At 40.8% G+C, this 2,106-nt stretch carries 4 protein-coding genes; all 4 read left to right on the top strand.

Translation table 11 applies throughout. The features are described from left to right. Positions 1 to 101 precede the first annotated feature (101 nt). The 4 genes from rpsP to rplS are packed head-to-tail and all read left to right on the top strand — an operon-like array spanning position 102 to position 2,084. A complete protein-coding gene (gene rpsP / locus DPV95_RS10325; RefSeq protein WP_005697005.1) occupies positions 102 to 347 on the top strand; it encodes a 30S ribosomal protein S16 in 246 nt (81 codons plus the stop codon). Between the two features lie 44 nt (positions 348 to 391). Beyond that, entirely contained in the window at positions 392 to 919 is a 528-nt protein-coding gene (gene rimM, locus DPV95_RS10320) for a ribosome maturation factor RimM (protein ID WP_005697003.1), read from the top strand. 37 nt (positions 920 to 956) lie between these two features. Beyond that, the gene (trmD, locus tag DPV95_RS10315; RefSeq protein ID WP_049367234.1) at positions 957 to 1,697 is read left to right on the top strand and encodes a tRNA (guanosine(37)-N1)-methyltransferase TrmD; all 741 of its coding nucleotides are present in this window, start codon (positions 957 to 959) and stop codon (positions 1,695 to 1,697) included. 36 nt (positions 1,698 to 1,733) lie between these two features. Beyond that, entirely contained in the window at positions 1,734 to 2,084 is a 351-nt protein-coding gene (gene rplS, locus DPV95_RS10310) for a 50S ribosomal protein L19 (protein ID WP_005697898.1), read from the top strand. Positions 2,085 to 2,106: the final 22 nt, after the last annotated feature.

The following is a 2,106-nucleotide window of genomic DNA, read 5'->3' as shown; positions in this document are numbered from 1 at the left end:
GCTTTTTGTCTATATATACAGAGAAAAAAGTAAGCTATATTCTTAAATCACTTTCGAGCTTGAGAATATTCTTTTAGTAATTAAACATTTAGAGGAAGGTTATGGTAACCATTCGTTTATCTCGTGGCGGAGCTAAAAAACGCCCATTTTATCAAATCGTAGTAGCTGACAGTCGTTCACCACGTGACGGTCGTTTTATTGAGCGTGTAGGTTTCTTCAACCCAATCGCACAAGGTAACGCAGAGCGTCTTCGTGTTGATCTTGAGCGTGTAAACCACTGGGTTGCTCAAGGTGCATCACTTTCAGATCGTGTTGCAACTTTGGTAAAAGAAGCTCAAAAAGCATAATCTCGCTTTTTGATTTAGTTCTTAAACTAAGATAGGTGAAAAATATGGAACAACAACGCATTGAAGTTGTGGGCAAATTAGGCTCAACCTACGGTATTCGTGGGTGGTTACGTATTTATTCATCAACAGAACAAGCTGAAAGCATTTTTGATTATCAACCTTGGTTTTTAAAAATCAAAGGTGAATGGCAGCCAACTGAATTAGAAAACTGGCGTCATCATAATCACGAAATCATCGTTAAATTAAAAGGCGTTGATGATCGTGAAGCTGCACAAACTTTAGCGAATGTTGAAATTGGTGTGGATTTATCTGTTTTCCCTGAACTGGAAGAGGGCGATTACTACTGGCACGATTTAATCGGTTGTTCAGTCGTAAACTTAGAAGGTTATACAATGGGAACGGTAACAGAGATGATGGAAACCGGTTCTAATGATGTGTTAGTGGTTAAAGCCAATACCAAAGATGCTTTTGGAAAACAAGAGCGGTTAATTCCGTTTTTGTATGAACAAGTAGTTAAAAGAGTCGATCTCACCACGAAAACAATTGAAGTGGATTGGGACGCTGGTTTCTAATCTCAAGTATGCACAAACGTAATGTAGTAGGCTTTTTATGTGGATAGGGGTGATTTCATTATTCCCCGAAATGTTTAAAGCGATTACGGAATTTGGGGTTACAGGAAGAGCCGTAAAACATAATCTTCTGCAAGTAGAATGTTGGAATCCAAGAGATTTTACATTCGACAAGCATAAAACCGTGGATGACCGTCCTTATGGTGGTGGTCCTGGAATGCTGATGATGGTGCAACCTTTACGGGATGCGATTCATGCTGCGAAAGCAGCGGCAGGAGAAGGCGCAAAGGTGATTTACCTTTCGCCACAAGGACGTAAACTCGATCAAGGCGGCGTAACCGAACTTGCTCAAAATCAGAAATTGATTTTGGTATGTGGACGTTACGAAGGTATTGATGAGCGATTGATTCAAACTGAAATTGATGAAGAATGGTCAATTGGCGATTACGTTCTGACCGGTGGGGAATTGCCTGCAATGACATTAATTGATGCTGTTGCGCGTTTTATTCCCGGTGTATTAGGCAAGCAAGCCTCTGCAGAAGAAGATTCTTTCGCAGATGGTTTATTAGATTGTCCGCATTACACCAGACCGGAAGTGTTAGAAGGATTAACTGTACCACCCGTGCTGATGTCGGGACATCACGAAGAAATTCGGAAATGGCGATTAAAACAATCGCTACAAAGAACGTGGCTCCGACGCCCTGAGCTCTTAGAAGGCCTAGCTCTGACTGACGAACAACGTAAGCTGTTAAAAGAAGCGCAAGCCGAATATAACAGTTAGTTTCAGTTACATCTAGGATCAATAAAGGATCAAACAATGTCTAACATTATCAAACAACTTGAACAAGAACAATTAAAACAAAATGTACCTAGCTTCCGCCCAGGTGATACTTTAGAAGTTAAAGTATGGGTAGTTGAAGGTAGCAAACGTCGTTTGCAAGCATTCGAAGGCGTGGTTATTGCAATTCGTAACCGTGGCTTGCACTCAGCATTCACTTTACGTAAAATTTCTAACGGTGTAGGTGTTGAGCGTGTATTCCAAACTCACTCTCCAGCTGTAGATTCTATTGCTGTTAAACGTAAAGGTGCAGTACGTAAAGCTAAACTTTACTACTTACGTGAACGTTCAGGTAAATCTGCTCGTATTAAAGAGCGTTTGGGCGAATAATTTCGCAAAGAAAAAGGCTTGG

Source organism: Haemophilus parainfluenzae (assembly GCF_003252755.1).
GTDB classification, from domain to species: domain Bacteria; phylum Pseudomonadota; class Gammaproteobacteria; order Enterobacterales; family Pasteurellaceae; genus Haemophilus_D; species Haemophilus_D parainfluenzae_N.
The sequence above is the reverse complement of the archived record's forward strand: the minus strand, read 5'-3'. Positions and strand labels throughout refer to the sequence as shown.